The organism is Pseudonocardia halophobica (assembly GCF_027922425.1).
GTDB classification, from domain to species: domain Bacteria; phylum Actinomycetota; class Actinomycetes; order Mycobacteriales; family Pseudonocardiaceae; genus Pseudonocardia; species Pseudonocardia halophobica.
In genome coordinates this window covers 75,949-99,958 of the sequence record NZ_BSFQ01000027.1, presented here as the reverse complement: position 1 = coordinate 99,958, position 24,010 = coordinate 75,949, and the positions used below count along the sequence as shown (strand labels likewise).

General features: G+C 68.3%; 24 protein-coding genes. 2 read left to right on the top strand and 22 right to left on the bottom strand.

The annotated features are described in order from the left end of the window. Positions 1-68 precede the first annotated feature (68 nt). The 19 genes from PKE99_RS39080 to PKE99_RS25800 all read right to left on the bottom strand — a co-directional run bounded on the left by PKE99_RS39080 (position 69) and on the right by PKE99_RS25800 (position 18,016). Positions 69-335 (bottom strand): alcohol dehydrogenase catalytic domain-containing protein, encoded by a 267-nt coding sequence (locus PKE99_RS39080; protein WP_197040818.1) that lies wholly within the window; start codon positions 333-335, stop codon positions 69-71. 4 nt (positions 336-339) lie between these two features. Beyond that, positions 340-1,170 (bottom strand): SDR family NAD(P)-dependent oxidoreductase, encoded by an 831-nt coding sequence (locus PKE99_RS25885; RefSeq protein ID WP_051738061.1) that lies wholly within the window; start codon positions 1,168-1,170, stop codon positions 340-342. A 114-nt stretch (positions 1,171-1,284) separates the two neighbouring features. Then, complete coding sequence (locus PKE99_RS25880; RefSeq protein ID WP_037051352.1) at positions 1,285-1,824, bottom strand: cupin domain-containing protein; 540 nt, start codon at positions 1,822-1,824, stop codon at positions 1,285-1,287. 163 nt (positions 1,825-1,987) lie between these two features. Continuing rightward, positions 1,988-2,479: a VOC family protein gene (locus PKE99_RS25875; protein WP_197040817.1), complete on the bottom strand. Its 492-nt coding sequence runs from the start codon at positions 2,477-2,479 to the stop codon at positions 1,988-1,990. 24 nt (positions 2,480-2,503) lie between these two features. Beyond that, positions 2,504-3,313, bottom strand: a complete 810-nt coding sequence (locus tag PKE99_RS25870; protein ID WP_051738059.1) for an enoyl-CoA hydratase-related protein — start codon at positions 3,311-3,313, stop codon at positions 2,504-2,506. Then, the gene (locus PKE99_RS25865; RefSeq protein ID WP_037051349.1) at positions 3,310-3,951 is read right to left on the bottom strand and encodes a CoA transferase subunit B; all 642 of its coding nucleotides are present in this window, start codon (positions 3,949-3,951) and stop codon (positions 3,310-3,312) included. The genes PKE99_RS25870 and PKE99_RS25865 overlap by 4 nt, the downstream gene beginning before the upstream one ends. Further along, positions 3,948-4,712 carry a CoA transferase subunit A gene (locus tag PKE99_RS25860; RefSeq protein WP_037051346.1) on the bottom strand — a complete coding sequence of 255 codons (765 nt, stop codon included), beginning with the start codon at positions 4,710-4,712 and terminating at the stop codon, positions 3,948-3,950. The genes PKE99_RS25865 and PKE99_RS25860 overlap by 4 nt, the downstream gene beginning before the upstream one ends. 34 nt (positions 4,713-4,746) lie before the next feature. Beyond that, positions 4,747-5,676, bottom strand: coding sequence for a hydroxymethylglutaryl-CoA lyase (locus tag PKE99_RS25855; protein WP_156067985.1), 930 nt, complete (start codon positions 5,674-5,676; stop codon positions 4,747-4,749). A 1-nt stretch (position 5,677) separates the two neighbouring features. Continuing rightward, the gene (locus PKE99_RS25850; RefSeq protein ID WP_197040819.1) at positions 5,678-5,836 is read right to left on the bottom strand and encodes a hypothetical protein; all 159 of its coding nucleotides are present in this window, start codon (positions 5,834-5,836) and stop codon (positions 5,678-5,680) included. Between the two features lie 398 nt (positions 5,837-6,234). Beyond that, the gene (locus tag PKE99_RS25845) at positions 6,235-7,062 is read right to left on the bottom strand and encodes an IclR family transcriptional regulator (RefSeq protein WP_231498381.1); all 828 of its coding nucleotides are present in this window, start codon (positions 7,060-7,062) and stop codon (positions 6,235-6,237) included. Positions 7,063-7,111: 49 nt separating this feature from the next. After that, complete coding sequence (locus PKE99_RS25840) at positions 7,112-8,134, bottom strand: SDR family NAD(P)-dependent oxidoreductase (protein ID WP_051738058.1); 1,023 nt, start codon at positions 8,132-8,134, stop codon at positions 7,112-7,114. Between the two features lie 69 nt (positions 8,135-8,203). Continuing rightward, the gene (locus PKE99_RS25835; RefSeq protein WP_051738062.1) at positions 8,204-9,946 is read right to left on the bottom strand and encodes an AMP-binding protein; all 1,743 of its coding nucleotides are present in this window, start codon (positions 9,944-9,946) and stop codon (positions 8,204-8,206) included. A 79-nt stretch (positions 9,947-10,025) separates the two neighbouring features. Next, complete coding sequence (locus tag PKE99_RS25830; protein ID WP_037051340.1) at positions 10,026-11,252, bottom strand: CaiB/BaiF CoA transferase family protein; 1,227 nt, start codon at positions 11,250-11,252, stop codon at positions 10,026-10,028. 41 nt (positions 11,253-11,293) lie between these two features. Further along, positions 11,294-12,460 (bottom strand): acyl-CoA dehydrogenase family protein, encoded by a 1,167-nt coding sequence (locus tag PKE99_RS25825; protein WP_037051336.1) that lies wholly within the window; start codon positions 12,458-12,460, stop codon positions 11,294-11,296. A 199-nt stretch (positions 12,461-12,659) separates the two neighbouring features. Beyond that, positions 12,660-13,325, bottom strand: coding sequence for a hypothetical protein (locus PKE99_RS25820; protein WP_037051331.1), 666 nt, complete (start codon positions 13,323-13,325; stop codon positions 12,660-12,662). Between the two features lie 128 nt (positions 13,326-13,453). Then, positions 13,454-14,089 (bottom strand): hypothetical protein, encoded by a 636-nt coding sequence (locus PKE99_RS25815; RefSeq protein WP_051738057.1) that lies wholly within the window; start codon positions 14,087-14,089, stop codon positions 13,454-13,456. A gap of 41 nt (positions 14,090-14,130) precedes the next feature. Further along, on the bottom strand, positions 14,131-15,210 hold the full coding sequence (locus tag PKE99_RS25810) for a sugar ABC transporter substrate-binding protein (RefSeq protein ID WP_051738056.1): 1,080 nt from the start codon (positions 15,208-15,210) through the stop codon (positions 14,131-14,133). Positions 15,211-15,299: 89 nt separating this feature from the next. Then, positions 15,300-16,403, bottom strand: coding sequence for an ABC transporter permease (locus tag PKE99_RS25805; protein WP_156067983.1), 1,104 nt, complete (start codon positions 16,401-16,403; stop codon positions 15,300-15,302). A 128-nt stretch (positions 16,404-16,531) separates the two neighbouring features. After that, complete coding sequence (locus tag PKE99_RS25800; protein WP_156067981.1) at positions 16,532-18,016, bottom strand: ATP-binding cassette domain-containing protein; 1,485 nt, start codon at positions 18,014-18,016, stop codon at positions 16,532-16,534. A gap of 664 nt (positions 18,017-18,680) precedes the next feature. Between PKE99_RS25800 and PKE99_RS25795 the strand changes: the two genes are divergently transcribed. Together PKE99_RS25795 and PKE99_RS39075 are read left to right on the top strand one after the other, a co-directional pair. Continuing rightward, complete coding sequence (locus tag PKE99_RS25795; RefSeq protein WP_037051379.1) at positions 18,681-18,974, top strand: transposase; 294 nt, start codon at positions 18,681-18,683, stop codon at positions 18,972-18,974. Between the two features lie 196 nt (positions 18,975-19,170). Continuing rightward, entirely contained in the window at positions 19,171-19,527 is a 357-nt protein-coding gene (locus PKE99_RS39075) for a hypothetical protein (RefSeq protein ID WP_369075879.1), read from the top strand. 159 nt (positions 19,528-19,686) lie between these two features. Here PKE99_RS39075 and PKE99_RS25790 read toward each other — a convergent pair whose 3' ends face one another. From PKE99_RS25790 to PKE99_RS25780, 3 genes are read right to left on the bottom strand one after another with little or no spacing between them, the layout of a single operon-like run. Then, a complete protein-coding gene (locus tag PKE99_RS25790) occupies positions 19,687-20,679 on the bottom strand; it encodes a LacI family DNA-binding transcriptional regulator (protein WP_051738055.1) in 993 nt (330 codons plus the stop codon). A gap of 9 nt (positions 20,680-20,688) precedes the next feature. Further along, positions 20,689-22,047 carry an MFS transporter gene (locus tag PKE99_RS25785; protein WP_051738054.1) on the bottom strand — a complete coding sequence of 453 codons (1,359 nt, stop codon included), beginning with the start codon at positions 22,045-22,047 and terminating at the stop codon, positions 20,689-20,691. 12 nt (positions 22,048-22,059) lie between these two features. Further along, entirely contained in the window at positions 22,060-23,769 is a 1,710-nt protein-coding gene (locus PKE99_RS25780) for a gamma-glutamyltransferase (protein ID WP_037051316.1), read from the bottom strand. Between the last annotated feature and the right edge of the window lie 241 nt (positions 23,770-24,010).

Below are 24,010 nucleotides of genomic sequence, written 5' to 3'. Positions count from 1 at the left end.
AATGCTCTCCCCGGTCGACTTCGAAGCAGCCCACACCCCACCACACCCAGATCACTGACCCCACACCGTCAGTGTCCGGCGCTGGGGGCCAAGCTCAGGTCGCCTTCGGCGAATCCGACGACAGACTTCCCCCGGGCAGCGACGAAGCCGGCCGTTTCGTGGCCCAGTGTCAATGGAAACGAGAACGCCGGGGACTCGCGATACCGGACACGGACATCGGAGTGGCACAGCCCCGCGCCCGCAACCTTGACCAGGACCTCGTCATGACCGATCTCGGGAACCGGGACGTCTCGGACCTCGAGAACGCCTGGAGCTGTCAATTGCAGAGCGCGCACGTTTCTACCGCCGTTTCTGGTCGGGGGTTGAGTCAGGGGATGGGGCGAGCACTCCGCGTGTGGCGGAACCTGCGGTCCACCCACCGTCCACCACGATCTGGGTCCCGGTGATGTAGGAGCTCTCGTCCGAGGCGAGGAACGCTAACGTACTGGCGATGTCGCCTGGCTCGCCGACGCGCCCCAGGGGAACATTCTGGGCTCCCTGTCGAAATGGTGCCAGTTGACGCTTCAACTCGTCGGGATCCTCACTCGGAGCGTCAACGAGGATGGGGGTGGCCACGATGCCCGGCAGTACCGAGTTGCATCGTATTCCGAATGGCGCTAGTTCCATTGCGGCGGAGCGCATCAGTTGAAGGGCTGCCGCCTTGGACGGCCCGTAGGCCGTCTGCATCGGCAGGCCGAACCCCGCGGCGATCGAGCTCACCGTGATGATCGACCCGCCCGTGCCCTGCGCAAGCATCTGCTCGGAGGCGTACTTCGTGTAGAGCCACGGCCCTTTGACATTCACTGCAAGGACGCGGTCAAAGGTGTCCTCGGGCAGCTCGCGGAGAGAGAACCGCGCACCGATCCCTGCCACGTTACAGACCACATCCAGTCGGCCGAATGCCTCAACGGCGCGTTGCACAGTGAGTCGCCCGTGCTCCGACGACGTCACGTCACCGACGAGCGTCAACAGCTGTCCGGACGGCAGCGAGTCGGCGACCATCTCGAGCTTCCTCGCGTCCCTGTCCGTTGCGACGACGCACGCGCCACGCTCGATGAAGAGGCGCGTAGCGGCCTCCCCTATTCCGGATGCCGCGCCCGTGACAAGAACGACTTTGTCAAGCTGAGCCATGCGGCTCTCCCCCTTTGCGCGCGACTCGCACAGCGCTCTCCTTTGAGGGTGGAGCAGCGAGCACAGGCTCCTGGGCAGTAGCCGCAACCCGTGTCGACAGGCTGGAGTCGGCGTTCATGAGCGCGAGGCTCCAACGAGCACGTAGAGCATCAGCGACGGTTTGTCGCTTCGGTTGTGCCAAGCGTGCCGCGTGCCACGCTGGACGAGACAGGTTCCCGGGGTCAGGTGCACCTCCTGGCCGTCATCGAGCTCCATCCACATCTCACCCTCGACGCAGAACGCGTAGTCGATCGAGTCGGTGGTGTGCATCTTGGGATTGCCGGCTTCAAAGGGCTCGAACATCCCATCGAGCTTCTCGGCCACCTCCGCTGCGACCTCATCGGGATCACCGATGTTCTCCGGTACCGAGGAGTCCGGTGCGTAGCGCAGCAACACGAACCGCGTGCCCCCGAGACGGGGAAAGAACGGGGTCGTTGTCGGCCCTTCAGCCGACATCCCCACGCGTGCCTCAGGGCCTTCAGTTCCCCACACCATGTAGAACTCGGAGCCGTAGATCGCAGCGACTTGCACCGGCTCCATCACATGGTCTGAGACGAGTATCGACTTCCCATTCTCGTCGTGGCCAGTAATGATCTGGCGAATTTGCGTGATCATGCTTCCTGCTCCCCTCTGTTTGACATGCTTGGTCGCGACAAGACGGTCGTCACTCCCCCGCTCTGTCTTACGCGTGCTGAGCGTTGGCGCCGCTGCCTGCAGACCTGCCGGCCGAGCGCCTTCCGCTCCCTTTCGCGCTCCGGCCATCAGTACGAGGCAGGTACTACTCTGAAGGCCGCGCGTGCCGGCCGGCTGGGCCCGCGTACTCTGCGCCCGCGAACCACGCCTCGAGCCTGTCCCGAGCCGATGCATCGACCAGCTCGATGAGGGAGCCGTCGGGCAGCCTGTGGTATGCGAGGTATGTCGCGCGCTCGGGATCCGCCGCCAGGGTCGCGAGGAGTGGATTGCCCGCGGCGCTGAGCTTCGCCGACTCGCCGGGAACGTCGTCGCACCAGATGCCCAGGTGGTGTGCTGTCGGAGCACCCTCGCGGACGTCCCACAGTGTGCCCGGAACCGCCTCGATCAACTCGACTCGATGCGGGCCCTGCCGCGAGTAGGCGATTGTGAGATCGACGTGGTACTCCGCGGCGTCGTCACGCAAATCCAAACAACGGAGTTGGGGCGGCGTGAACTCTGTCCCCATCAATGCCCCATAAGTCTCGATGGACGAACGGAGATCCTTCACGACAAGACCAGTGTGGTACAGGTCAGCCATGTGCATATACTTCCTCCGGATCTATTAGGTCGACTTGGGTGTCGTCAGCGCAGAAAAGAGGGAGTCGTCTCGATACACCCAGGTGGGACAACGCTTTTCGGCGAAGGCGCGTATGCCTTCCTGGCCTTCGGTGCTTGCGAAGAAGTCGGCGGACAGGGCGTTCATCTGTGCGAAGTCGTCGGACATTGAACTCGGGCGTTCGCGGCGCAGCAGGTCCTTGACCCCGGCGAGGGCGCCGGGTGCGCCGCGCCGGAGCATGTCGAGGTAGCGGCTGATCTCGGCGTCGACCTCGTCGGTGGGGACGGCGCGGTTGATCAGGCCGATGGTGGCAGCGCGGGCGGCGTCGAAGGTTTCGCCGGTGAGGAAGAGCTCGTGCGCGGCACGCGGCAGCAGCCGGGGTAGCACCGTCACTGAGATGACGGCGGGCACCAGCCCCAGCCACACCTCGGTGAAGGCGAAGGTGGCGGTGTTGGCGGCGACGGCGAAGTCGCAGGCGGCGACGAGGCCGAGGCCGCCGGCGCGGGCCGGGCCGGTGAGCCGCGCGAGGATGGGCTTGGGCGAGGTCCAGATCGTCTCGAGGATGCGCGGAACCTCGGTGACCCCCTGCTGCCCGGCGCTCTGCCCCTTTGATTCCTTGAGGTCCATACCGGCGCAGAAGACGGTGCCGGTGTGGGTCAGCACGATCATCCGCACGGCGTCGTCGGCGAGCGCGGTGTCGAGGTGGTCGATCAGCTCGCGGCGTAGCTGCGCCGACAGCGCGTTGCGGTTGGCGGGGGAGTCGAGGGTGATCGTCGCGACGCCGTCGGTGGTGTCGCGGTGGACGAGCTCGCTCACGCCGCTACCCCAATCTGCAGGGGTGCGTCGGTGGCGGCGCGGACCTCGCCGACGGTGACGCCCGGCGCGGTCTCGACCAGGACGAGCCCGTCGTCGGTGACGTCGAGGACGGCGAGGTCGGTGATGATCCGGTTCACCACGCGCAGCCCGGTGTAGGGCAGGGTGTTCTCGCGAAGGATCTTCGGTGACCCGTCCTTGACGGTGTGCTCCATCAGCACGATCACGCGGCGGGCGCCGTGGACGAGGTCCATGGCCCCGCCCATGCCCTTGACCATCTTCCCCGGGACGGCCCAGTTCGACAGGTCGCCGTGCTCAGAGACCTGCATGGCGCCGAGGAGGGCGACGTCGAGGTGGCCGCCGCGGATGATCCCGAAGGACAGAGCCGAGTCGAAGTAGGAGGCGCCGGGGCGGATGGTGACGGTCTCCTTGCCGGCGTTGATCAGGTCGGGGTCGACGGCGTCGGGGGTGGGGTAGGGGCCGGTGCCGAGCAGGCCGTTCTCGCTGTGCAGCACCACGTGCACACCCTCGGGCAGGAAGCCTGGGATGAGGGTGGGCAGGCCGATGCCGAGGTTGACGTACTGGCCGTCGCGCAGCTCGGCTGCGGCACGGGCGGCCATCTGGGTGCGGGTCAGGCTCATCGGGTCGCCTTCGGGGCAGTGTCGGTGACGGTGGTCTTCTCGATGCGCTTCTCGACGTCCGGGCCGTGCACGACGTGTTGGACGAAGATTCCTGGAAGGTGGATCTGGGCGGGGTCGAACTCGCCGGGTTCGACCAGCTCCTGGACTTCGGCGATGGTGACCCGGCCGGCCATGGCGCACAGCGGGTTGAAGTTCTGCGCGGTCTTGTCGAACACGAGGTTGCCGTGCCGGTCGCCGCGGGCGGCGGCGACGAGGGCGTAGTCGGTGACGATGGCTTCCTCGAGCACGTGCGCGACGCCGCCGAACTCGCGGACCTCCTTGGCCGGGGAGGCGACGGCGACGGTGCCGTCGAGGTGGTAGCGCCAGGGCAGCCCGCCGTCGGCGATCTGGGTGCCGACCCCGGCGGGGGTGAAGAAGGCGGGGATGCCGCAGCCGCCAGCGCGCAGCCGTTCGGCGAGGGTTCCCTGCGGACAGAGTTCGACCTCAAGCTCGCCGGACAGGTACTGGCGGGCGAACTCCTTGTTCTCCCCGACATAGGAGCCGGTGACCCGGCTGATCCGGCGGTCGGCGAGCAGGATCCCCAACCCCCAGTCGTCCACGCCGCAGTTGTTCGACACGACTCGCAGGTCGCTCACCCCGGCCCGGTGCAGGGCGGCGATGAGGGTGGATGGGATGCCGCAGAGCCCGAACCCACCGACCGCCAGTGTCGCGCCATCGCCGATACCGGCCAGTGCCTGCTCCGCAGTGAGCACCTTGTCCATGCGTTCCTCCTGGGGCGAGATAGACGGTGGGGTGTCAGCCGGCGAGGGCCGTGACGGTGCGCGACGGGCTCGGGCGGCCGAGCTCTTTGGCCAACCACGTGCTGGTGTCGACCATCTTCTGCAAGTCGATGCCGGTGTCGATGCCCAGCCCGTGCAGCTGCCACAGCAGGTCCTCGGTGGCGAGGTTGCCGGTCGCGCTGCCGGCGTACGGGCATCCCCCCAGGCCTCCTGCGGAGGCGTCGAAGGTGGTCACGCCGCGGCGCAAAGCAGTCAGGGCGTTGGCCAGCGCCTGGCCGTAGGTGTCGTGGAAGTGCACGGCGATCGAGTCGACGCCGATGCCAGAGGCGATCAGGGCGTCGAGAACGGCAATGACTCGGCCGGGCGTCGCGACGCCGATGGTGTCACCGAGGCTGAGCTCGGTGCAGCCCAAGGCCATCATCCGGGTCGCGGCGTCGAGCACCTGGCGTGGCGAGACCTCGCCTTCCCAGGGGTCGCCGAAGCACATCGACAGGTAGCCGCGGACTCGCAGCCCCGCCTCGCGGGCCCGGGCCACCACCGGGGCGAACATCTTCAACGACTGGTCAACGGTGCGGTTGAGGTTGCGGCGGGCGAAGGTCTCGGTCACGCTGCCGAACACCGCGACGTCCTGGACACCGAGGTCGAGGGCACGGTCCAGACCACGCGGGTTGGGCACCAGCACCGGGTAGCGCACTCCGGGCACTGGGGTGAGCGCACGCAGGAGGTTCTCGGCATCGGCCAGCTGAGGTACCCACCTCGGATGCACGAAGCTCGTCGTCTCGACCACGGTGTGCCCGGCATCGACCAGGCGCTCCACGAACTCCGCCTTCACCTCGACCGGCAACACGGTGGACTCGTTCTGCAGCCCATCCCGCGGCCCGACCTCGCAGATCGTGACCCGCGGAGGCAGCGGCAGACCATCGAGCGATGTGACTCCGAAATCCATGTCAGGCATTCCGGAAGGTGAGGACGCCGCCGAGTCGGCGGGCCTGCAGGGACGTGCCGCGCATCTCTACCTCGTTGAGCTCGCTTGTGTGGGCCTTCCTGAGCTCCTCGCCGAGCTCTATACCGACAGACGGGTCACGCGGGTGCCACCAGGGGGTCATAGGAGCTCCTCGTACGATCGATGCCGCCCGCGGCCGTCATGCCGTGAGACGGTCTTCTTGAGATCTGCGGCTGAGCGGGTCAGGCCGGTGGTGAGGGTGAGCCCCTCATAACCGTCGGCGGGTGTGTTCGGGTATGACCTTTGTTGAGGGGCCAAATCAGCTCGCGCTCGTGCTGAATCGAAGTCACGTTCGCACTAGCTGGCGGGCTGGCGACGTCCTGGGGTGACTCGCTCGCGAGCTCACTCTCCCGTTGTTCGGGCACAAACCAGACCGACCGCTGCTCTCGCCACCGGTGAGGTCAGCCCCTCGTCGGTTCAGGAGATGCGACTTCGTCACACCGTGGGGGGAGGTCTAGGCCGAGCCTCTGCCGTCGCTCTCCGTGAGCGTCAGTGAGTGAGTCACGACAGTCGTTCCGCCAACCGACCCGTTGCTTGTGCCAGAGCTTCCGGCGCATGGTCCAGCGTTGGCGGCATTCGGACGGTCGGGCCGGCCACAGCGATGACACCGACGACCTCGTCGCGGACGAGGATCGGCCGTGCAACGGCGGAGACGTCCGGCAAGGTCTCTCCCCGGTTGTAGGAGACTCCTTCGCGTCGGACCTGCTCCAACTCCGCCTCGGCGTCTAGCAGTGTGCGCTCGTCGTCGATCAACGAACGCAGGTAGGTGCGGCGACGGCGGCGCGTGGACCAGGCGAGGAAGACCTTGCCGGTGCTCGTCGGGTAGAGAGGCCTGCGCACACGGAGAGGGGCGGAGTAGCGGATCGGCTGACGCGACTCCGCGGAGGCGATGTAGATCAACGAGTCCCCGACTCGCGTCGCCAGCATCACGGTCTCGTCGAACAGGTCGCGCAGCTCCACGAGCGTGGCCTGGGCAATGTCTGCCAGGGTCGGCCCTTCGGACCTGAGGAGGTTCGCCACGGCCGGCCCGAGCGAGTAGCCGAGCTCGTCCTCGACGAGGTAACCCTCCGAGACCAGGCCCTTCACCAGAGCGAAGACCGAGGACTTCGGGGCGTCGAGGATCGTCGTCAGCCTGCTCAGCGGGACACGCGGCTGTTGTGCCACGTGTTCCAGGATCGAGGTGACCCTAGAGACCGTGCGGTGCGCCTTGAGCGCCGGCTCCGTCACGTTCTCGTCCTCCCCGCCTACCGGCCGACCATCCGGCGGGTGCGACACCACCGTCGTACGGCCCATTCTATCGACGTCGATGTCGACCGTCGTCGTCCGCATGCTCCCCCACCTCTCAGCCTCTCCTGCGCCCGCCCGCCCGGCGGGCGGGTCACGGGATCCGGGCAGATGTGTCTTCGGCCGAGGACGGCTTCAGCACCTGGTGCACGATCCACGGGAGATCCGGGACCGCGCCCTCGTTCAGCGTCCGGTAGAGCACCTCGCGCTCGCGGACGAAGGTCTGTTCGAAGGCGTCCTGTAGTTCGCCGGTCTCCCCGACCGTGCCCATGACCTGCGACCAATTCGCCATGACGGTCTCGGGCGTGAGCTTCGGACCGAAGTAGCCGCGGGTCGCCGCGAAGAAGACCCGGGCGACGCGGCCACCCGCTGAGGAGATGGTCTCGCCGGTCGTCGGGCAGTCCTCGTGCAGCAGCGGCAGCACACCGGCGACGGCAAGGTCCGCGCGGAGGTTGGCCTCCATCCAGCGCCCCATCTCGGAGGTGCCGTAGTTGGTGCGCACCATGGTCGTGTAGGCCCACGGCATGAGCGCGTTGACCTTGATGCCATGGGCGATCCCCGCGCCCGCCGTCTGCCGGGCGAGCGCGAATATCGCACCCTTTGCCGTGGCGTAGTCGATCTCGTAGCCGGCCGCTCCGGGCATCCAGCCGGTGCCGTTGGGAGACGAGGTCAGCAGGATCCGCCCGTAGCGTTGGTCCACGAAGTGCGGCCAGGCCGCACGGTTGATCTGCATGGGCCCGCGCAGGTGCACGTCGTACTGTGCCTCGAGGGTCTCCGTCGGCGCGTACTCCGCGGTCATCCCGACCGTTCCGGGGGTCCCGGCGTTGTTGACGACGATGTCGATCCGGCCGAAATGATCGAGGGCCGCGACGACCAGCTCCTCGGCGTGGGCGGCATCCCCGACCCGCCCGAGAACCGGCACGGCCTGGCCGCCTTGTGCAGCGATGCCTGCACACACCTCGAGGGCGCGCTGCTCGGACGCCGGCAGCTCGCTGACGACGACGCGGGCACCCCGCGACGCGAGCAGCTCCGCGTGGGCGCGACCGAGCCCGCTTCCCGCACCGGTCACGACTGCGACCCGGCCGTCGAACCGCAGTTCAGCCCCGTTCTCGGACATGGCGAACTCTCCCGTCGATCTCTCAATGGGATCGGTCGGTGCCGACCCCGCCTGGTGTGGGTGCAGCGGTCAGCGACCCCGGTCGCCCGCGGGCCCCTTCAGGGCAGGGAACTGGTCGTCCCTCCACTCCCGCTGCGGGCGTTTCCCCGAGCTCTCCCGCTCACGCAGCTCGGCGCGCCGGATCTTTCCGGAGATGGTCTTCGGAAGCGCAGCGAACTCGATCCGACGAACACGCTGATAGGGCGCCAACCGCTGGCGAGCGAAGCGCAGGATCTCGAAGGCGGTGTCGTCGTCCGGGGACCAGCCGGCCGCGAGGGTCACGTACGCCTTGGGGACTGCCAGTCTGGTCGGGTCCGGCGCCGGCACGACGGCGGCCTCGGCGATTGCCGGATGCTCCAGCAGGACGCTCTCGAGCTCGAACGGCGAGACCTTGTAATCGGAGGCCTTGAAGACGTCGTCCGTGCGGCCGATGTAGGTGAGATAGCCGTCGGCGTCCCGGGATGCAACGTCACCGGTGTGGTAGAGCCCCGCTGCCATGACCTCCGCGGTGTTCTCAGGGTCGTCGACGTAGCCGACCATGAGGTTGACCGGCCGCTGCGTCAGGTCGAGGCAGATCTCACCCTCGTCCACGGGCGAGCCGGTGACCGGGTCCACGACGGTCACGGGCACGCCCGGCAGGGGCTTGCCCATCGACCCGACCTTGAGCGGGGCGCCGGGCGGGTTCCCCACCAGCGCGGTGGTTTCCGTCTGGCCGAAGCCGTCCCGGATCGTGAGCCCCCAGTGCATGCGAATATGAGCGATGACCTCGGCATTCAGTGGCTCACCCGCGCTGAGGAGCTCCCGGAGCTGCCCGCTGCCGCCGGAGATGTCGGCCTGAATCAGCATCCGCCACACCGTGGGCGGCGCGCACAGGCTGGTGACCCCGCAGCGTCGGATCTCGGCGAGCAGCGCGGCGGCGTCGAAGCGCGAGTAGTTGTAAACAAAGACTGTTGCCTCGGCGAGCCATGGCGCGAAGAAGCAGCTCCAGGAGTGCTTTGCCCACCCCGGCGAGCTGATGTTGAGGTGGACGTCGCCCGGTCGTAGACCGAGGAAGTACATGGTGGTCAGGTGCCCCAGGCCGTAGGAGGCCTGAGTGTGCTCGACGAGCTTGGGCTTACTCGTCGTCCCAGAGGTGAAGTACATCAGCATGCGGTCTTCCGGCACCGTGGTGGACGCGAACGGGGCGGGCGACTCGATCGCCCGGCACGTCTGGTACTCCGTCCATCCGGATGCCTGCCCGACCACGAGCCGAAGGTGGTCCCCTCCGATCCCGTCGAACTTCGGCGTGTCCGCGGCGTTTGCGACGACGGCACGGGCACCACTTCGCCGGACCCGATCAGCGAGGTCCGACGGGCCCAGCGCGGTCGTCGTGGGCACCAGGACGGCGCCGATCTTCATCACCGCCAGCATCGACTCCCACAGCTCGACCTGGTTGCCCAGCATCAGAATCACCGGATCTCCGCGCCCGACGCCGAGCTGCTCCAGCCGGCGGGCAACCTGGTCAGACCGGTGCCGCAGCTCCTCAAAGCTGTAGGTGGAGTCCGCGCCTCCCTCCTCGACGATCCGCAGGGCCGGCGCGTCGTTCGCGCGGGCGATCCGGTCGAACCAGTCCACGGCCCAGTTGAAGGATGCACCGAGATCCGGCCACGCGAAGCCGTCCGCGATCTCGTCCCGGCGGCCCGGGCTGTCGAGGAGCAGATCCCGGGCCCGGCGCAGCACGTCGTGGGCGTCGCGGGGGTGCGTGGAGTGAAACTCAATCGCTCCGACGTTCATGATCCTCATCCTTCTCTCGGTGCGGCGGCGTCCCTCTCGTGGATCCGCCGAGGGACTGTCCCGGGAACGCCCGGCGGGACTACAGCGGATGGTCGACCTCCGCGCGTGGCACCTGCGCGACGCCGGCGTTCACGAGCGCATCGACCCGCTCGGTGCTGTAGCCGAGTCCGGCGAGGACGCGGCGGGTGTCGGCGCCGCGGTCGCGCGGTGCCGCCCGAATACTGCCGGGCGAGCGGCTCAGCTTGATGGGGATCCCGACCACCGGCTCCCCGTTCTCCTCGGCGACCATCCGCCGGTGCAGCACGTGGGGATCACTCAGCGCCTCGGCGACATTGTTCACCGCCGAGGCCGGAACGCCCTGCGCGAGGAGCTCCTTGGCGAGACTGTGCCGGTCGTATCGACAGACGCACTCGTCGAGCAGCGGACGCAGCTCGCCGAGATTGGCCAGCCGGTCCGCGTTCGTGGAGAAGCGGGGGTCCTCGGCCAGGTGATCGGCGCCGAGGACGGCGAGGAACCGGCGGAACTGCTGGTCATTGCCCACTCCGATGAAGATCGGCCCGTCCGCTGCCGGGAAGGTGTCGTACGGAGCGATCGTGGGGTGCGCCGAGCCGGTGCGCGCTGGGATCCGCCCGTCGGCGAGGTGCGCGCTGGAGTGCGGATGCAGCAGCGAGACCGCGGTGTCGATCAAGGTGCTGTCCACCAGCTGCCCCAGGCCCGTGCGTGCGCGATCGAGCAGCGCCAGCAGGATCCCCGTCGCGGCGTAGGCGCCGGTGACCATGTCGACGACGGGTACCCCGATCCGCAGTGGCGGGCCCTCCTCCTCACCGTTGATGCTCATCAGTCCGGAGTAGGCCTGGACGACGGCGTCGTAACCGGGCATGGCTCCCATCGGGCCGTCTACACCGAATCCCGTGATCCTGCAGTGCACGAGTCGGGGATACCGCTCGCGCAGCGTCTCCTCGGCGAAACCCCACCGGCCCAACGTCCCGCTCTTGAAGTTCTCGACGAGGACATCAGCATCGCGGAGCAGGTCGGCGAGGACCGCCTGGCCCTCGGCGACACTGAGATCCAGACAGAGATTCGCCTTGTTCCGGTTGAGCGCAGAGAAGTAGGCGCTCATGTTCTCTCCGACGAACGGAGGCCCCCATGCCCGGGTGTCATCCCCGGCCGGGGGCTCTACCTTCACCACCTGTGCGCCGTGGTCGGCGAGCATCTGCGAACACAGCGGTCCCGCCAGCACACGCGACAGGTCGACGACGCGAACACCTGTGAGACTTCCGCGGGGATCGGAGTGACTTACCTGCACGATGATTCCTTGCTGTCCGCTGTGCTGTCGCTGACCGAGACCTAGTACGACTTGGGAAGCCCGAGGACGTGCTGGGAGACGTAGTTCATCACCATCTCCTGGCTGACCGGGGCGAGCCGCAGGATGCGGGACTCGCGGAAGTACCGCTCCACGTGGTACTCGCGGGCATAACCCATCCCACCGTGCGTCTGGATCGCCTGATCCGCCGCCCGGAAACCGGCGTCGGCGCACAACCACTTCGCCATATTGGCCTCCCGCCCGCAGGACAACCCGCGGTCGTAGCGCCACGCCGCCTTGCGCGCCATCAGTTCGGCCGCGTCGAGCCGGGTCGCCGCCTCGGCCAACGGGAACGCCACGCCCTGGTTCTGGCCGATCGGCCGCCCGAACACGACCCGCTCCTGCGCATACCGCACGGCCCGCTCGAGCGCGGCGCGCCCGATGCCCAACGCCTCGTGAGCGAGCAGGATGCGCTCCGGGTTCAACCCGTCGAGCAGGTAGGTGAACCCCCTACCCTCCTCGCCGATGCGGGCACTGTCCGGGACGAAGTAGTCGTCGATGAATACCTCGTACGACGACACGGCATTGCGCCCCATCTTGGGGATCGGCCGCAGGGCGACGTGCTCAGGGTCGACGTCGATCAAGAACAGTGACATGCCCTCGGTCGGCTTCGACACCTCGTCGAGACGGGTGGTCCGCGCGATGAGCACCATCTTCTGCGACTGCCCGGCCTTGGTGATCCACACCTTGCGCCCGTTGAGCACGTACCCGCCGGGCACCCGCTTGGCGAAGGTGGAGATCCGCGTGGTGTCGGTGCCGGCGTCAGGCTCGGTCACCCCGAAGCAGACGTGCAGGGACCCGTCGGCGGCAGCGGGCAGGATGCTCTCGGCGAGTTCCCTGCTGCCGTGTTTGACGATCGTGTTCAGGCCGAAGATCGTCAGGTGCATGGTGCTGCACCCGTTCATCCCCGCACCGGAGGCAGCGACCTCTTCCAGTAGGAGCGAGGCCTCGAGAATGCCGAGGCCACCGCCCCCGTACTCGGTGGGAATGGCGATGCCCAGCCAACCCCCCTTCGCGAACGCCTCGTAGAACTCCCACGGGAACTCACACTTCTCGTCCCGCTCGGCCCAGTATTCGTCCGAGAAACTGCGGGCGAGCTCGCGCGCCGCTCGCCGCAGATCCTCCTGGTCTGTGCTCAGCTCAAAGTGCATGACTTCCTCTCGGCTACACCGTCACGATCTGACAGGCGATCAGCAGGTACGTGGTGGGTCAGCGGCGCGAGCCGGAGCTCGCGGCGTTCCGACACCGTGACGAGGCGGCGACCAGACCAGTCGAGGATCACGGCTTCGCGTCCGCGCTTTTCCCGCTGGGCTCACCTGCATCGTTCGGTGGAGAACGGAGCCGTCCGGCTCACGGCCAGTGGGTTTCGAGCATCGGCTCGAGGAGCTCCCGGGCCCGCTCCAGTGTGATCACGTCCTCGGGCTCCACCTTGATGATCGTCCGCTCGGACGTGTCCTCGTAGAGTTGCTCCCCGGCCAGTCGCCCGTCACTGGCGTAGGGCCAGACGTAGGCGAACTTGCGCCGCACCAGGTAGACGGCGTCGTGGTCGTACTGCTCCGAGCCCTCCGTGGCGGTCCTCGCCGCCGGCGCGGCGTCGGACTCTGCGGCGGCCGCCGCCTCCGCCATGTCGGCGAAGCCGCCCTCGCGCAGCAGCGAGCCGGGCACGAACTGGTTGAACTGGATCTCGCCTGCGAAGCCCCAGTCCGCTACGGCGATCTTCGACTTCCCGGTCCACTGCACCATCGAGGACGTGGACTTGAGCGCGTCGTAGAACCCGCGGACGGCCTCCATGCCGTCGAGGATCATCGCTTCGCCGCCCTCGAAGAACTTGTAGACCGGGTGCTCGACGATCATGTCTGGAGCGATGCACTCGTCCAGCCGCCCGGAGATCTCCAGCAGGCTGTGGCGCCGATAGTTCTTGAGGATCTTCCGGTGTAGCGGGTTGGTGGTGACCTCGAGCAGGGCGTGGAGGTCGTCCTTCTGCGCGAGGAACTCTTCCTCGTACTTACTCGTCATCCTGAAGATCCCTTGCTTCGCACAGGTGTTGACCGGTGACCAGAGCGATGCCGGTTGACTCCCCCGGTTACCAGGCGCGCGGGTTTGTCGTCATCCGCTCTTCGTTCTTGTGTGCAGAGACGGCCGGATCAGGGCCAATGTGTCTCGAGCTGCGGGGCCAGCAGCTCCCGCGCACGCTCGGGCGTGATCACGTCCTCGGGGTCGACCTTCTCCACGGACCGCCACGAGGAGTCCTCGTAGACCTGCTCCCCCTGCAGCCGCCCGTCCGGCGCGTACGGCCACACGTAGGCGATCGGACGGCGCACGAGGTAGATCGCGTCGGCGTCGTACTCCTCCGCGCTGCGCTCGGCGCCGTCCGTGGAAGCGGCGTCTGCGATCCCGGCGAAGACACCCTCCCGAAGCACGGACCCCTTGACGAACTGGTTGAACTGCACCTCACCCGCGAAGCCCCAATCCGCGACGGCGAGCTTCGCGTTGCTCGTCCACATCACGAGCGAGTCGGTCGACGCGAGCGCGTCGTAGAACCCGCGGACCTCCTCCATCCCGTCGAAGACCATCGCCTTGCCGCCTTCGAAGATCTTGTACACCGGGTGCTCGACGGTCATCTCCGGCGAGAGGATGTCGTCGCTGCGCCCCGAGATCTCCAGCAGGCTGTGACGGCGGTAGTTCTTGAGGATCTTCCGGTGGAGAGGGTTCGTCGTCACCGCGAGGAGATCCATCAGGTCGTCCTTCTGGGCGAGGAACTCGGCCTCGTACTTGCTCAACTGTCGGTCCTTTCTTCTCAACAGATCTAGGAAACTGCGAGCTACCGCCAGAGTTCGGTGAACCTGGTCTTGTAGTCGATGTCCGGCTCGGCCGAGCCGGACTTGAACTGCACGGCGTTGTCCGGGGTGGCGAGCACCGACGGCAGCTTCGTGACGTCGTAAAGTGGCTGGCCTGCGCGGACCCTGGCGATCAGGTCGACCGATGCCCACGCCTCGTACTGCTCCGGGACCGCCGTCGAGCCGATGTAGGGCAGGCTCTTCGTTGCCAGTAGGTCGAGCTGCTGGACATCGGAGTTCCCGGTGTCCATGATCTTGATGTCGCTTCGACCGCGGCTCTGCTGCGTGGTGGCGAATAGCCGTGAGGCGACCGCGAAGGGCGCTACGGCCAGATCCACCGTGCCCGGTGGGTTGGTGGAGAGGGCCGAGGCCCAGACAGGCGGTCCGGGCTGGGCCAGGCTGGCCGCGGTGAACTGCGTCGGCTTCACCGTGCAGGCCGGGCAGTTCTGGGCGATGTATTCGTCGAACGCCTCGAACCGCTGGGTGATGGTGCTGTACTCGGGATCGGGGTAGGTGAGGATGGTCCCCTTACCCTGCAGCGTGGTGATCGCGTGCGCCGCGAGCCGCCTGCCGATCTCGGCGTTGTCCGTCGTCGGCGTGATGAAGGAGTCACCGAGCTGCTGCGGGGCACAGTCCGGGCACGCGATGGTCAGCCCCGCGGCGAGCGCCTCCTGCACCGGCCCACGGAGCGCGTCGACCTGCATGGACGGGTAATAGATAGCGTTGTAACCCTCTTGCACGGCCTGACGGATGAAGCCGGCGCCTTTCGTGGCCGAGGATGCGGCGTCGTACGCCGGCGAGAGCTCCCAGCCCATCACCCCCGCGGCCTCCTGGAAGGACTGGACCATCAGGGTGGAGTACGGGTTCGAGGCATTGGGCGACACCACGAACACCCTGAGCTTCTGCCGCGCAACGGGCTCGCTCGGCAGTGGGAGGTCAGTGGCCGACAGCACTGTCGCCTCGGCTACCAGCGCCTGCGCCGCCTTGAGCCCGGCATCGGAGACGTCTCCGGTCGCGACCTCGGCACCGGCGCTGCAGCCGGCCAGGCCGCAGGTGAGGGCCACCGCCGCGGCGATCCGCGGCAGGCTCCGCCGCCTGGAAGAGGAGTGTCTTGTCAACGAAGCTCCTTGACTGGATGTGGACGGGCGAGCGGTCAGTGACCGGTGGAGGACGATGAGCGCGTCATAAGCGAGGAGATGGAGACCGCGAGGACCAGCACAAAGCCGTTCACCACGTCGTTCCACGTGAAAGCGAGCCCGCCGTTGACAAGTCCCTGACTGACCCACTGCAGGAACACCCCGCCGACGACCGCACCCCACACGTTGAAGTGCCCGCGCGAGAACAGCACGGTCGAGAGGAAGGCTGCCGCGAAGGCCGGCAGCAGCAGCGGCACGCCCAGGGCCGGCTGTGCCGCTCCAAGGCTCGCGGCGGCGACGACGCCGGCCATGGCCGAGAGCAGACCGGTCAACGCGTAGGCGACAACCGTGGTACGAGCGGTGTGCACGCCGGCGAGCTTCGCCGCCTCGGGGTTCGCTCCCGTGGCGCGCAACTCGCGCCCGAAGACAGTCTTATCGACCACAACCCACAATGCGGTCGCTACCAAAAGTAGGGCGGTCGTCGCCCAGGACAGGTCGCTCAGCCAGGGCGTGAAGACGAGCACACCGAGCAGACCGAGCAAGATGACACCACCGAGACTCAGCGCGAGCGGCCTCCAAGCCCGCGCGGAGAAGCGGGCGGGACGCGCCCGGAGGACCGCAACCGCCGCGAGCACACCGCCGACCAGGACCACGACGACTACGAGGGCCGTCGGGGGCTTTCCAGTGAAGGACCCGAAGTTGCTGAACCACGTGGGCAACGGAGTGTCGGTAGAGTCCGGCGCCACCTGCGTACCGCCGGAGTACACCGCCGAGGCCCCGAGGAACAGACCACTCGTGCCCAAGGTCGCGATGAAGGTGTTGATCCCGAGTCCGACGACGAGCAGCGCGTTCAGCAGCCCGCCCAGGATCCCGACGACCAGCACGATTACCAGGACCATCCCCATCGGTAGTCCCTGTTTGCTGGCGAGCCCGATCGTCAGGAACGCCGAGAGGGTCGCCATCCCGCTGATCGAGAGATCAAACTTCCCGGCAAGCAGCGTGGCCACCGCGGCGAGTGCCAGCAGCAGGATCGGCACGATGGAGTGGATGTCGAACATCCGGTTCTGCACGACGAGGAACTTCTCGCCCAGCCAAAGTGAGTAGCCGACGAAGATGACCACGAAGGCGAGAAGCGTCCAGCTCCCGGCCAACCTCGTCCGGAGTCGGGGATCCCGACGCCCGGTCTCCCCCGCGCGAGCGTCCGGATCGCGGTCGCTGTCCTGCTTCCTCGCAGGCGCGATCGATGGTGTCACAGGTACTCCTCGAATTGGTCAAGCGAGACTTCATCCTTCGGGCGCGGGTCACTCGTTCCCTCCGCTGTGACCACACCTACCCGATCACACATCGCTGCCAGGTCCTCGTAGTCCGAGCTCACCACGAGAACAGCTGCCCCTGCCGCCTTCGCCTTCGCGACAGTTCGGTAGATCTCTGCCCTGGTCCGGATGTCCACCCCGCGGGTCGGCTCGCACAGGACGAGGAGATCGGGATCAGTGAGGAGCGCCCGCCCGAGGATGACCTTCTGTTTGTTTCCACCGGAAAGAACGCCGAACTCGGTGGTGACGGATCGCGGGACGACCGACAGCTCATCCGCCATCTGCTCGACGTCCGCACGCTCCCGCGCCCCCGACACCAGCCCGGCGAGGATGCGGCGCCGACGCAGACTGGAGATCGCCATGTTCTGCGCCACGGCGAGGGCCGGGAAGCCGCCCTGTGTCTCCCGTTGGGGCGGAACGAGTGCAATGCGCACCGCCCGATCGACCTCCACAGCCCCGGCAGTGAGCGGCGCGTGACCGGCCGCGAGGAGCGCGACCTCGTGCAGCCCCGAACCGGCCGTGCCGGTGAGCCCAACCGCTTCACCGCGCCGCACCACAAGGTTGACCGCACCGATCTTGCAGGTCCGGGCGTTGACAAATCGAATGACCTCTGGGCCCACCTCGCTCGTGGACTCCGTCGCGAGCGCCAACCCGGCCTCGGTCTCGTGAGCGAGAAGCTTGCTCACCAGGGCAGCCCGGTCGAGGTCACGCATCAGATCGTCCGCGACCAGCTCGCCGTCGACGAGGACGACCGCTCGGTGCGCACACTCGAAGACCTCGGACAACTTGTGGGTCACGATCACGATCAGGGCACCGTCGAGGGCCAGCTCCTTCAACACCGCCAAGACGCTAAACGAGTCCGCCTTCGTCAGATTCGACGTGGCCTCGTCAACGAAAAGCTTGGTCGCCCCGAGCGCGAGCGCCCGGGCGATCGCCACCAAGGTCCGCTCACCTGGGGGTAGATCCCTGATCAGCACCGCGGGATCCACCTCGAGCCGCACCGCCCGCAGCGCCGCGACAGCCATGTCCCGCTCGCGGTCGCGATCAATCATCGGACCGAACCGAGACGCCCACGGCTGACCCAGGCGCAGGTTATCCGTGACGCTGAGATCCTCGACCAGGCCGAGGTCCTGATGGATGAAGGCGACGTCGCTACGACCGGCGAGGGAGGGCACTTGCACCCCGTCGACCTCGATCCGGCCGCTGTCCATGCGGTGAAAACCGTCGAGCACCTTCAGCAGCGTTGACTTGCCCGCCCCGTTCGGCCCCATCAGACCGACGATCTCACCGCCGCGAAGGTTCAGCGAGATCCCACGAAGGACAGCGTTCCCGCTGAACGACTTGCGGACATCGGTAAGGCGCAAAGACGGCAACGCACCTGGGGGTCCTGCGGGCCGAGCCTCGACCGGAGCGGCATCCATGACGTCTCCATGCTTATATAGGAACGAGCCTTCATACTGCTGCACGACTATGAAGTCCCTCCGCCAACTTGTCAACGGCTTCGGAGCCGCCGGACAAGGCCGGCCGAGCGGCCGGCAGAAGCCACACGAGGCCGCCCGCGAGACTGCCCGGCCTCCCTCGACGAGCCAGACTTACGAGCCAAACTTCGCCGGTGCTCCGTTCCTGACGAGGGACTGTCGCTAGCTCCTCGGTCAAGCGGCGAGTCGGGCGGGACTGACCTGGGCGTCTGCCTGTAACGCTCGGTAGACGACGTCGGAGAGTCGACGCTTGAGAATCCGGAGGGCTTCCATCCCACCGCCAGCGGCCTTGCGGCGGGCGAGCATGGCTCGGGCGTCGGGGTGGCAGCGTGCGTGTCAAGTGGATCTTGCGGCGGGGTTGTAGTGGCGGGGCGGGGGGCCCGGGAAGTGATGTCCGAAGAGCTGGCGTTCGACGTAGGAGCAGGCCGCGCCGGACTATGCAGCCGCCCTCGTGTGTCCCCCTGGTCCGCCCCGGAACGTTGGCTGTCGGCTTGGAGCTGGCGGTAGACGACGTCGGACAGTCGGCGTTCAGGCAGCGCTGAGCTTGGCCCCGGACACCGGACACCTCTCCTGAGGCGGACCCCGTCCGCCGGGAAGGATGTCGTTCGTGCCCGCTCCTCACCCGCCCGAGTTCCGGCAGCGCGCAGTGGACCTCGCTCGCGCGAAGGTCAAGACCATCGCCGAGATCGCCAAGGAGCTTTCAATCTCGGAGTCCTGCCTGCGGCACTGGCTCGCTCAGGCCGACGCAGACGAGAGCGGCTCGAGTCCCTCGCGTCTGTCCAGCGACGAGAAATGCGAACTCGCCGAGCTGCGCAAGAAAGCCCGCTGGCTTGAAATGAAGAACGAGATCCTCAAGCGCGCCGCCGCTTATTTCGCCCGGAAGAACGTCCTCTCACTGTAGCTCTTCCACTGGTCCGCCAACTCGCCGACGACGGATTCTCCGTCGCGATGATCTGCCGGGTCCTTGGCCTGCGCCGCCAGGCCTACCACGAATGGCGCTCCAGGGTGAAATCACAGCGGGCCCTGGAGAAGGACTTCTTGCGAAGCACATCGAGCGGATCCACGGCAAGTCTCGCGGCACCTACGGCTAGCCGCGGGTGCACGCCGAACTCACCCTCGGATTGGGCCTGGCGGTCAACCACAAGCGGGTGGCTCAACTCATGCGTGAAGTCGGGATTAGCTCTATCGGCGCCGAAGTCGCGGCTGCACCGGGCGCGACCAGCACACCGACCCCTACGACGACCTGGTCGACTCGTGCTGTCGATGGGGTCGATAGGCGACTGCTACGACAATTCGCTGGTCGAGTCGTTTTGGGGCACCATGCAACTCGAGCTTCTCGACTCGAAGAAGTGGGAAACCCGTGCCGATCTTGCTACCGCGATCTTCGAATGAATAGACTGCTGGTACAACCCGCTACGGCGACATTCCAGCATCGGAATGCTCTCCCCGGCTGACTCGAAGCAGCCCGCACACCGCCACACCAAGATTGCTGACCCCACACCGCCAGTGTCCGGCGCTGGAGGCCAAGCTCAGCGGGGGTAAGCGACCCACACGAACGAATTCAGCATTCTTGCCCTTGCTCTGCGCGCGGAGCTAATGTTCCCCCACGGGCTTCAGCGTGTCGTCGAGAGGCGGACTGCGAGCTCAAGCACGACCTTGTCGTGTAGAGCAGGCGGAACACCGCCGGAAAGACGGCTCGTCATGAGCCCGGCGACGGCGTGGGCGAGATCGTTGGCGTTGGACCGCAAAGCGGTGATCGGCACTCGGGCGTGGGCGCCGAGTGGGCCGTCCATCGTCGCGGCGACCAGTAGGTCGTCCGGCACCGCGAGCCCCCGCCCATTTGCCTCCTCCAGCGCCGCGACCGCGAACACCCCTGAGGTTGCCAGTATCGCGTCGGGCGGGGTGGCCGACGCGAGCAGGTCTCCGGCGGCCCGACGCCCGGCCAGCCCGCCGCGAGCGGGGTCTGCACGACGCAGCATCGGACTATGGCCGACGTGGCGTACCTCCGCGAGGTACCCGCTGATGACCTTGCGCTGGTAGGCGTTGTCCGTCAGCCCAGCTACCAACGCCACACGCCGGGCCCCGGCCGCGTGCAGGTGCCGCACCACCTTCGCGCTGGACTCCACGAAGTCGTTGCCGACCCACCAGTCGAAGTCCGCCACCCCAACGGGCTCCTCGTAGGTGACCGTCGGGATGTCCCGGGCGCGCAGCACCTCGAGCACCGGATCGCAGCGGTTCGGGGCCAGCAGCACGAACCCGTCGAGCCAGCCCAGCTGCTCGCCGACGTCCTCCAGCCCGTTCATCGCGGTGACCGAGAAGCCCTCCCCCAGCAGGGCCAGCACGGTCGCGCCGGTCTCCGCGGCCAGCGACGTGGTGCCGAAGGCCAGCCCGGGGATCGCCTCCGGCGGCCGAATGAGCAGGCCCACAGTCAAGCGGTGGGCGGCCTCCGCGCCCGTGTAGCCGAGCTCGAAGGCCGCCTGCAGCACCGCCTTGCGGGTGGCCGGGGAGACGGGCCTGTGCCCGCTGAACGCGTGGGACGCCGTCGTGGGGGACACCCCCGCGGCCCGCGCCACGTCGGACAGCCGCACCCGCCTGCCACCGGCCATCCCGCCAGCCTAGGCGGGCTGCGCGTGGCCGACGGTCGCGCTGCGCCCGGCGACGCCCTCGTTCACCTGCTCGGTGGTGGCCTTGGCCGTCTCGCGCAGGCCCAGCACGCAGAGCGCCAGGATCAGCATCGCGAACCCGCCGTAGAGCGACACGACCACCGCGTTACCCCCGGAGGCCAGCAGCAGCGCTGCGGCGACGAAGGCACCGGTGCCACCGCCCAGCGCGGCCCCGATCTGGTAGACGGTCGAGATGCCGGTGTAGCGGATCTTCGCCGGGAACTGCTCGCCGAGGAAGGCCGGCAGCGGGCCCTGGGTCAGCCCCATCGTGATCCCGTTGAACACGAAGGCGAAGACCGCGAACACCGCGCTGCCCAGCCCGATCACCGGGAAGAAGACGAACAGGAACACCGTGTAGGCGATTGCGCCCGCGACCATGACCTTCTTGCGGCCGGCCCGGTCGGACAGCATCGCCCAGAACGGGGCCGCCGTCATCAGGACGCCGTTGTGCACCAGCTGCATGATCAGCGAGAACGTCGACCCGTAGCCGTGCTGGGTGAGGTAGGACAGGAAGAACGTGGAGCCGACGTAGGCGATGGTGTTGTACCCGTAGGCGACGCCGATGCCGAGCAGGATCGTCTTGGGCGCGTGCTTGAAGGCCCGCACGATCGGCAGCCCCGCCTCCTTGTCGACCTCGATCGCCTCCTCCTGCGGCATGGCGAGGCGGGCCATCAGGCCGGCGAGCACGAGCACGCCGCCGATCCAGAACGGCAGCCGCCACGCCCAGTCGGTCAGGCTGTCGGCGAACACCGCGCTCACGATCGCGAACACCGCGGCACCGAGCATGCCGCCGAGCCCCACACCCATGCTGGTGAAGCTGCCCCACAGCCCGCGCTTGCCGCGTGGGGCGGCCTCGATCCCGAACAGCGCCGCACCACCCCACTCACCGCCGGCGGCGAAGCCCTGCACCAGCCGCAGCAGCACCAGCAGCGCCGGTGCCAGCCAGCCGAGCGTCGCGTAGCCGGGCAGGCAGCCGATGAGGAAGGTGGTGAGCCCCATCACGGTGAGGGTGAGGATGAGCATCTTGCGGCGGCCTACGCGGTCACCGAAGTGGCCGATGACCATCCCGCCGATCGGGCGGGCGACGAACCCGGTGCCGAAGGCGGCGAAGGCGTAGAGCGTACCGAGCAGCGGATCGTCGCCGGGGAAGAACTGTGTGTTGAACACGACGGCCGCGGCCAGGCCGTAGATGGCGAAGTCGTAGTACTCCAGGGCCGTGCCGACCCCGGAGACCAGGAAGGTCCGGATCGGTGACTGGCGCGGGGCCGCTCCGTCGGGAGCCTCGGGGCGGGTGACGTCGTCGGTGGTCATGGCGGGTCTCTCCTAGGGGGCGAAGCAAAGGGCGTCGACGGCGGAGCGGGTCCCGCCTGCGTGCCGGACCGCGCCATTGGCCCGGGCGAAGTCCGTGGTGAAGGGCGCGTTGGTGCCGCGGACGGCGACCGCGGCAAGATCGGCGAGCTCCGGGGCGTGCGTGCCGAGCGAGCCCTGCAGCAACAGCTCGGGCCCGCTCGCGTCGACCCGCGGGGCCGCCAGGGCATCCGTGAGCGACGTTCGCCGGTCCAGCAGGTTGATCACCAGCTGGACCATCGTGCTGATGATCCGGCGGCCACCCGACGCGCCGAGCGCCGCGACCGGGCGGCCCTCGTGGGTGATCACCGTGGGGCCCATGTTGGCCAGCGGCCGGGCCCCGGGGCGGATGCTGTTCGCTGCGCCCGGCGCGGCGTTGAACCACGCCATCGCCGAGTCGAGCAGCAGGCCGGTCCGCGAGCAGACGATCGCGGAGCCGAAGGGGTGGGCGGCGGTGTGGGTGACCGACACCGCCCGGCCCTCGGCGTCGACCACGGAGACGTGGGTGGTCCCGGCGGTCGGGGTTGAGGCCAGCTCGGGCTCCCAGGCCGGGACGTGGCTCGTGGCGAACGCCCACGGGTCGTGCTCGGCCCGGCCCGCGTAGAAGCTCCACGGCGGAGCGCCCTCTGTGGTCGGAACGGCCCTGGCGCGCACTTGCTCGGCGAGCAGCCGGATGTAGCCCGGCGCCAGCAGGGCCGACGCCGGCGGCACCGGCACCACGTCCGGGTCGCCGAGCCAGTGGTAGCGGTCGGCGAAGGCGTGCAGCAGTACCGCGGCCAGCTGCCGGGTGCGCTCGGCGGTGTCCTCGATCGGCCCGCCCTCGGGGTGCAGGGCCTGCCAGGTTGCCAGCGCCTGCAGCTGGGTGAGCCCGCCGCTCGGCGCGGCCGGCACGAGGATCTCGTGCCCGCGGAAGACCGTGCTCAGCGGCCGGACGATGTCCGGTGCGGACGCGGCGAGGTCCGCCGCGGTGAGGATCCCACCCAGCTCCCCGGAGGTGGCGACGATCCGCTCGGCCACCGCGCCGGTGCGCAGCAGGTCGAGGTCCGGAGCGTCGGCCACCTCGGCCAACGTCGCCGCGAGCACCGGCTGCGGGAGCCGGGACGGGGGCGCGTAGCTGGTTCCGGCGTGGCTGCCGGAGGTCCGACCCAGCGGCAGGCCCTCCGCGTCGAGGAAGGTGGCGCGGGCACCGGCGTCGCGGCCCAGCCTTCCCAGGTCGCCCAGCGCCGAGACCAGGAAGAACGGATCGATCGCGAAACCGTCGGCGGCCGCGGCGATCGCAGGTGCCAGGACCATCCGGCGGGGCAGCCTGCCGAACCGCTCCTGGGCGGTAAGCAGGCCCAGCAGGGTGCGGGGCACTCCCGTGGCCAGCGGACCGTCGCTGTTCGCCTTGCCCACGACGGCGGCGACCCCGTTGACCGGGTAGTCCTGCGAGTCGAGGTCGAGGGCGTACATCGTGGAGTGCGCCGTGCGGGGGGCGCGCGGCCCGAACTCGACCGACCACGCGCCGTCGGCCGGGTCGGCCAGCACCAGGAAGCCGCTGCCGGCCAGGGTGGTCTCGGCGGGCTCGACGACACCGGCCACGAGCGCGGCGGCCACCGCCGCGTCCACGGCCGTGCCGCCGCGCTCCAGCATCTCCAGGCCGGCCCGCACCGAGACCTCGTGCGGGGCGGCCACGGTGCCGTCCACGTCCTCCCGGAGGGCCGGGCTGGTGGAAGTCCTGTGCGACGCCATGTCCTCACTTCTCGGGCCGGTGAGCCCTTCGGTCGGGCTCGGTGGGGAGGAAGGTAGGGAGCCCGCCGGGGTGGCCTCAATCGCCTTTGCGTTGTTTGCGTCCACCCTGCGTGAAGGTTGTATTTCCTGCTCAGCGGGTGTGAAACCGGCTCCGGGCACGCCGAGGGGCCCCCGCCCGGGAGGGTTGGGCGGGGGC